Here is a 7,232-nt window from a genome sequence, read left to right as displayed (position 1 = left end):
TTGCGCGGCGGCCGGCGCGGTGCCGGACGCGGCCAGTGCGGCACCGGCCTGCGGCGCGGCGCCTGCGGCGTTCGTCGAGACCGGAATCGCGCCACCCTGCACGGCGCCCGATTCGGGCGGGCGCGTCATCGGCACGAGCTGTTCGGGGTGCGCGTTCACGTCCTTCATGAACGACGCGAGATTCTGCGACACGGGGGCCAGCAGGATCTGGCGCACGCCGTTGTAATACTCGGTCAGCAGGTGCTGCTCGAGACGGTCGCCCTGGTACAGGCCGAGCGACACCGAGACCGGCTTGTCGCGGCGGAACTGCTCGAGCTGCTCGATCCGGTCTTCGAGGATGTCCATCGCCTGCAGGCGCGACTGCAGGTCGTTGCGGCCCTGTTGCAGGCGCGTGACGTTGTCGAGGTCGGCCTGCACGTTCGCGACGAGCTGCTGGTTGCCGATCGTCGACCAGGTCCAGCCGCCCAGCGCGAGCGCGAGCGCCGCGACGAAGCCGAAGAAGGTCGCATAGCGCAACCGGGTCTTGGTCGGGCTCGCGAACTGCCGCACCGTCTGGCGGTCCGCGAAGATCACCTTCGAGAACAGGTCGCGCAGGAAGAAGCCGTTCTTCGAGAACGCGCTGTGCGGCTTCGGCAGCGCGCTGCCGTCGAGGCCGAAGCGTTGCGCGATGCGCTGCGCGGCCGCGCTGTTGGTTTCGCCTTCCTGCAAGGCGCTGGTGAAGTAGAAGCCGCGGAAGATCGGCTTGTACTGGAACGGGTTGTTCTCGAACAGCGTCGCGAGGAACGCGCGCAGCGACGGCTTGATCGTCGAGAATTCGAGCGGGAAGCTCAACTGGCCCGGCGACAGCTGGTTGCCGCGCGACAGCGACAGCTGCGCGACGCTGATTTCCTTCAGCCCTTCGTACAGTTCCTCGAAGTGCGTGTCGAACTGCGCGACCACGTCGCGCTTGTCGTCGGGTTCGTAGGGCAGGGTGGCGCCCCACACGCGGTCGTACTCGTGCTTGTCGCTGCTGCTGAAGAATTCGGTGAAGCCGGTGATCAGGTCGGCCTTCGTGAACATCACGTAGACCGGCGCGAACACCTCGAGCTTCTCCGTCAGCTCCTGAACGCGCTGGCGGAGGTTTTTCGCGAGGTTGATCGCGAATTCGGGGCGGTTGCCGGTGAGTTCGGCGATGCTCGCGGTGACGATGATGCCGTTGATCGGCGCCTTCGGGCGATAGCGCTTGAGCAGGCCGAGGAAGCCGAGCCATTCGCTGCGATCTTCCTCGTGCACCGAATAACGGCCGGCCGTGTCGAGCAGGATCCCTTCGGTCGTGAAGAACCAGTCGCAGTTACGCGTGCCGCCGATGCCGTGGATCACGGCGCTGTTCTTGTCCGCGAACGGGAACTGCAGGCCGGAATTGAGCACGGCGCTGCTCTTGCCCGCGGCCGGGTTGCCGATGACGATGTACCACGGCAGTTCGTACAGCGCGGAGCCGCCCGACACCTGGCCGATCTTCGACGTCTTGATCGTCTTCACGGCGTCCGACAGGCGCGTGCGCAGCACGTCGAGGTCGGCCGTCTTCGCGTCGGGGGCGAGCGCGGCGGCGGCGGGCGCGGCGATCTTGCCGGTTTCCGCCTGCTCCTCCAGCACCTGGCCGAGCTGCTGGTTCGCGCGCTTCACGCGCCAGCGGCGCCACAGCGCGACGACGAGCCACAGCGCGAGGATCGCCGCGAACGCGATCGCCGCCCACAGGAGCGGCAGCTGGAGCATGTCGGCGACGATGAAGAGGATGGCCGCTAGCGCGACGATCCCGACGATCGAGAGCGTACGCGGATGAGTCAGCACGTTGAGGATGCGTTGCATAGGACGTTCAGGTTCCGGTGCGATTCGGTGAGGCGACGCAGGCGCGTCGAGCGGCAAGGGTGGCGCCGCGATGTGTCGCCATGCTGTCAAACGGGATGAAGGGGGCTGGCATCAATGCGCCCGCGGCATCGGAGAAGGCGCGCGCATTAACGAAAGGACGCTGTGAGATTTAAAACGGAAGCGGCGGCCGGAAAAAATCGCGCACCGGAATGCATGATTTTTTGCGCCGCCCATATCGTTTCCTGCCGGGATATTAAAAAGCCCCATGCCGCCCTCATTATTTCCTGTCCGGCAGCCCTGGCTAGCTGCCGCGTCCCAGTTTAAAACCGGGTTTATGGTATTCCACGTGCCCGAGATCCATCATTTTCCAGCGGCCCCCCCAGGTCAGGCCAACCTGTTCGGCGACCTGGCCGTACAACTGGTAGCCGCGCATCGCCCACGGATCTTTCTCGGAAATGACCAGCTTGCCGTCGCGCAGGAATGCGTTGTCGGCCGCCAGCCCGAATTGGTGATAACTCTGGAAGGCCGCCGCGTTGGTCACGTTGCCGCCCATTGCCGCCAGCCGGTTCTGCCGTTCCGGGCTCCGGTAACCTTCCAGCAACGCCATTTCATATCCATATTGTTCGTGCATGATCTTGTAGACCAGCAGCAAACGCGTACGGAAATCCGGATCCAGCAGGTTCCAGTCGCGGCTTGCATCCTTCAGCGCCGGACGTACCTGTTCGACTTCCTTGGTGGCGAAGACTTCCGGCGGCAGCGGCGGGGGCGGTACGAGCTGTTCGCCCTGCAGCAGGGCGGCGATCTTCTCGTCGGGCACGCGCGCCGTGTCGTCGTACTGGAACAATTGCCGGCCGCGTAACGCAATGGCGACCAATGGCGGCGTCGCAAGAATACCTGCCGATACCATAATCATCAAGCGCCGCCGAACCAGTAAATTTTGCACATCGTTTAAAGCGCCTCGCGTAACGCTTGCCGATTTAACAATCTGACTTCGCGTACGCGCGGCGCGATCGTTCGCACGGCGTGTTAGACGGCCGTGAAACTGGGCGACGGATTCGAAAACGGTCGCGCGGATACCCGGTAAAAGCAACAGTGCCGCAACTGCTACGGCAAGGGCGAAATAGGCGACAAGTGCGACGGCAATCAACGAAATCCCCGGAAATTGGAATTGATTGTGTTTTGCAATGCTTGCTCTTAGAATCAGGCTGCTTCGAGAGGCCGGGCTATATTATCGCGGTGAATTAAACCAGGATTCAATGAGACGCTGAATGAGTGCGCCGGAAAATTCAAATTCGAAAACTCCGCCCAGCCTGCTGTCCGATACCAAACCGGCAGGCGACGGAGCTCAGCAGTCGCGCATTCTCGCGAATCTGGAAGGACGTGTCACGCCGCCGGCCGAACCGCCGCGCCGTTCGCTGAAGGCGCCGATCGCGGCCGTCGTTGCACTGGTGGTTGCCGTCGGTGGCTGGGGCGCATGGCGCATGCAGCATTCGGGCGAGCAGGCCGCCGCCGTCACGGCCGAGGCCGCACCCGCGGCCGCCGCACCGGCGAAGGCCGCAGCGGCCAGCGACGCTGCCGTGCAGGTCGCGCAAAATGCGGCATCCGCCGCGCAGCCGGCCACGATCGTCAACGACGACGCAGCTTCCCGAACCGTTGCTTCCGCATCGTCCGCGTCCGCCGCGGACAACAGCCGCCTGTCGCGCGCGCTCGCCAACGGCGCCGACGATGCATCGGGCACGGCCACGGCCGGTGCGGCCGCCGCTGCTGCTGCTGCGACCAAGACCGCGAAGGCCGACGCAGCGAAGAACGCGAAGGTCGCGGCGCACGGCAAGACCGACACGAAGGCCGATGCCAAGGCCGACGCAAAGGCCGAGGCCCGCAAGCATCGCAAGGAACAGCAGGCCGAGCTCGCGCAGGCGAAGAAGCGTCGCGACGCGACGCCGACCCGCAGTGCGAAGGCGGCCGGGAAGGACGATCCGGATGCGGATCTGCTCGCGGCGCTCGTCGCGCGCACGAAGCCCGCCGACAAGAAACTCGCCGCGCAGAAGGCGCAGGCCGTGCCGACCAAGACGGCCGCGACGGCCGGCTCGCTGGCATCGCGTGTGAAGGAATGTTCGGAGCGCGGTTTCTTCGAGGATCAACTGTGCCGCTGGCGCGTCTGCGAAGGTCACTGGGGCAAGGATCCCGCGTGCCCGAGCGCCGCGCAGTCGGAGACGCGGCAGTAACGCGTCTCGCGTTTGCGGGCCTGCCGCACCTGCGCCGCCCGTTGGGCGGCGCGTTGCTTTTGGGCGCGGAATCGGCCGGTATGATGCGGCGTGACGCTGTCACGGGCGCGTCACGCCCGTCGGGCATACGTTTCCTTTCCTTTTCCGGCGCGGGCTCGCGACCCGCGATGCGCGGCGCGCCGCGCGCCGCACGACCTTCGACACGATGGACCTGATCGTACAGACTTACGGCGCCGATACGTCCGGCATGGTGTGCGGATTCCGCTTCGATCCGGGCGGATCCGGCGCGACGCTCGATGCCGACACGGCCGCCGCGTGGCTGCGCACGTGCCGCGAGCACGATGGCGCGTCGGACGATTTCGTCTGGCTGCACTTCAATCTCGCGCACGGCGCGAGCGAGCGCTGGATGCGCACGCATCTCGGTCTGCCCGACAGCTTCTTCGAATTCCTTCACGAAGGGTCGCGCTCGACGCGCATCGAGCAGGAAGACGGCGCATTGCGCGCGATCGTCAACGACGTGATGTTCAACCTCGAACTGACGCCGTCGGAGATCGCGACGCTGTTCGTCCACGTCGAGCGGCGCATCATGGTCACCGCGCGGCTCAAGCCGCTGCGTTCGGTCGACACGCTGCGCGCGTGCGTGCGCGACGGCGAGCAGTTCCGGTCGCCAGCGGAACTGCTCGTGCACCTGCTGCGCGACCAGGCCGACCTGCTGATCCAGATCATGCGGCGCACGAGTGTCGACGTCGATCGCATCGAGGACCGCTTCCTGTCGCAGCGGCTCACGTCGAGCCGCATCGAGCTCGGCGCGATGCGCCGCACGCTGACGCGCCTGCAGCGCATGCTCGCGCCCGAGCCCGGGTCGATCTTCCGGCTGCTCGCGAAACCGCCCGCGTGGCTGCACGTGGAAGACGTGCAGGAGCTGCGCGAGTCGACCGAAGAGTTTTCGCTGGTGCTCGCCGACCTGGCCGGGCTCAACGAGCGGATCAAGCTGCTTCAGGAAGAGATCGGCTCGCGTCTCGACGAGCAGAACAACCGGACGCTGTTCACGCTGACGCTCGTGACCGTGATCGCGCTGCCGATCAATATCGTCGCCGGCTTCTTCGGAATGAACGTCGGCGGCGTGCCGTTCTCGGAGAACAAGCACGGCTTCTGGCTGATGGTGCTGCTCGTGGCGGGCTTCACGGCACTCGCCGCGTGGTGGGCATTCCGCCGGCGCGACGACCGCTAGCGGCATCGACCCGTCAGCGCAACAGCGCGATCGCGCGTTCGCCGATCACCATTCCAAGCAGCCCGACGAGCGCGACGAGCGGCGGGGCCGGCGAGCGCACGTGCAGCAGCGCATACAACACGCCGACGCCGAGGCCCACCGCGAGCGAAGTCACGTAATCCGTCATGGCGGTCTCCCGTGTGATCCGGCGTCAGGGTTTGAGGATGACGCGCTCGCGCGCACCGGCCAGCACCGCGCGATACGCATCGTGCGCGCGCTCGAGCGGATAGACGTAGTCGTCGCCGATCGGGAACGGGCGCAGGGTGCCGTTGCCGAAGCCGGGCGCGAGCGTGTCGAGGATCTGCGCGACCGCGGCGCCGCCGAGCTGCAGCGAATCGACGCCCACGAACGTGTGCTGGCCGCGATAGAACGCGAAGATGTCGAACGGCACGCTGCGCTCGATCGTCGAGATGAAGATCTGCCGTGCACCGATCGCCATCGACGCGTTCGCCGCTTCGAAGTACGGGCTGCCGACCGTGTTGTAGACGATGTCCGCGCCGCGGCCGCCGGTCGCCGCGCGCACCGCGTCGGCCACCGGTTCTTTCGACGCGTCGATCATGTGCACGTCGCCCGATGCATGGCCGCGATAGCCGCCGGCGCTGCGCTCGACGCCGATCACGGTGGCGCCGTGCGCGGTCGCGAGCTGGATCGCGGCTTGGCCGACCTTGCCGTTCGCGCCGAACACGAGCACGACGTCGCCGGCCGTCGGCATGCCGGCGCGGCGCAAGCCTTCGTAGGCGGTGACGAACGGCACGCCGACGCCGGCCGCTTCGTCGAGCGTCAGCACGGCGGGCTTGCGGCGCACCAATGCCGCGTCGAGCACGAGCCATTGCGCATGCGAGCCGTCGCGCCCGACGCCGAGATCGCCGCCCGAGCCCCACACCGGCGCGCCGATCCAGCCTTCCGGGCCGCTGCGCACGATGCCGGCCCAGTCGCGCCCGGGCGTGCGCGGCCACACCGCGTGCGGCATGCGGCCGAGCGCGGCCTTCACGTCGCTCGGGTTCACGCCGGCCGCGTGCACCTCGATCAGCATCTGGCCGTCGGCCGGTACGGGCGTGTCGATTTCCCTGACCCGCGCGTCGAGCGACTCGATGTCGGCGGCGGGGGCGTCGAAGCGGATGCTGCGCATGGTGATCTCCGTGGCGGTTGGCTGCCGCGCGGCCCGGTGGGGTGGGGCGTGCAGCGAGTGAAATGGATGAACGCAGTCTAGTCGGCCCGGTTTGACGCGGAAACCCGCAAAAGCGGATGATTGTTTTGCGATGAACGCATAGCCAAATCCGAAGGCACCGAATGGACGATTTCCTTTCCCCGCACCTGGCGCTGTTCGTCGACGTGGTCGACCAGCAGAGCTTCTCGGCGGCCGCCCGCCGGCTGGGCGTCGCCGCGTCGTCGGTCACGCGGCGCATCGACCGGCTCGAGGCACAGCTCGGCATCCGCCTCCTGCATCGCACCACGCATGCGCTGCGGCCCACCGAGGCCGGGCAGTTGCTGTACGGGCGCGCGACGCGGATGCTGGCCGAGCTGCGCGGCCTGCAGGAAGACCTGCACAGCCAGCACGACGAGCCGAGCGGGCTGCTGCGCGTCGACTGTCCGGCGCCGTTCGGCCGGCGGCATCTGGTGGCCGCGCTGGCCGCGTTCATGCAGCGTCATCCGGCGCTGCAGGTCGACCTCGTGCTGACCGACAGCATGGTCGACCTGCAGGGCGCGCGGCTCGGCTCCGACGTCGATCTCGCGGTGCGCATCGGCCCGCTCGAGGACACGCGCCTCGTCGCAACCGTGCTGGCGCCGCAGCGGCGCGTGTTGTGCGCGAGCGCGGCGTATCTGGCGCGGCGCGGCGAGCCGGATACGCCCGACGCGCTCGCCGGGCACGACTGCCTCGCCTGGCACGGGGT

The 7,232-nt window shown here is 67.4% G+C and carries 6 protein-coding genes and 1 pseudogene; 3 read left to right on the top strand and 4 right to left on the bottom strand.

What is annotated here, in order from left to right; genetic code table 11:
• Together tssM and DPV74_RS37255 are read right to left on the bottom strand one after the other, a co-directional pair.
• Nucleotides 1-1,845 (bottom strand): type VI secretion system membrane subunit TssM (gene tssM / locus DPV74_RS37260; protein ID WP_119338998.1); only part of this gene is annotated, 1,845 nt, incomplete at its 3' end.
• 301 nt (nt 1,846-2,146) lie between these two features.
• Nucleotides 2,147-2,992, bottom strand: a complete 846-nt coding sequence (locus DPV74_RS37255) for a M15 family metallopeptidase (protein WP_021161809.1) — start codon at nt 2,990-2,992, stop codon at nt 2,147-2,149.
• A gap of 121 nt (nt 2,993-3,113) precedes the next feature.
• Between DPV74_RS37255 and DPV74_RS37250 the strand changes: the two genes are divergently transcribed.
• Entirely contained in the window at nt 3,114-4,070 is a 957-nt protein-coding gene (locus DPV74_RS37250; protein WP_059699708.1) for a hypothetical protein, read from the top strand.
• A gap of 205 nt (nt 4,071-4,275) precedes the next feature.
• Nucleotides 4,276-5,301, top strand: coding sequence for a transporter (locus tag DPV74_RS37245; protein ID WP_059699710.1), 1,026 nt, complete (start codon nt 4,276-4,278; stop codon nt 5,299-5,301).
• 16 nt (nt 5,302-5,317) lie between these two features.
• Here DPV74_RS37245 and DPV74_RS37240 read toward each other — a convergent pair.
• Both DPV74_RS37240 and DPV74_RS37235 read right to left on the bottom strand, forming a co-directional pair.
• A pseudogene (locus DPV74_RS37240) lies at nt 5,318-5,467 on the bottom strand (DUF1427 family protein); the annotation flags it as partial.
• Between the two features lie 24 nt (nt 5,468-5,491).
• Nucleotides 5,492-6,469 (bottom strand): zinc-binding alcohol dehydrogenase family protein, encoded by a 978-nt coding sequence (locus DPV74_RS37235; protein ID WP_059699712.1) that lies wholly within the window; start codon nt 6,467-6,469, stop codon nt 5,492-5,494.
• Nucleotides 6,470-6,630: 161 nt separating this feature from the next.
• Here DPV74_RS37235 and DPV74_RS37230 point away from each other — a divergent pair.
• Nucleotides 6,631-7,232, top strand: a 602-nt coding sequence (locus DPV74_RS37230) for a LysR family transcriptional regulator (protein WP_162923248.1), incomplete at its 3' end; no start/stop codon positions are given.

The organism is Burkholderia sp. HAN2018, assembly GCF_024704855.1.
GTDB classification, from domain to species: Bacteria; Pseudomonadota; Gammaproteobacteria; order Burkholderiales; family Burkholderiaceae; genus Burkholderia; species Burkholderia cepacia.
The sequence above is the reverse complement of the archived record's forward strand: the minus strand, read 5'-3'. Positions and strand labels throughout refer to the sequence as shown.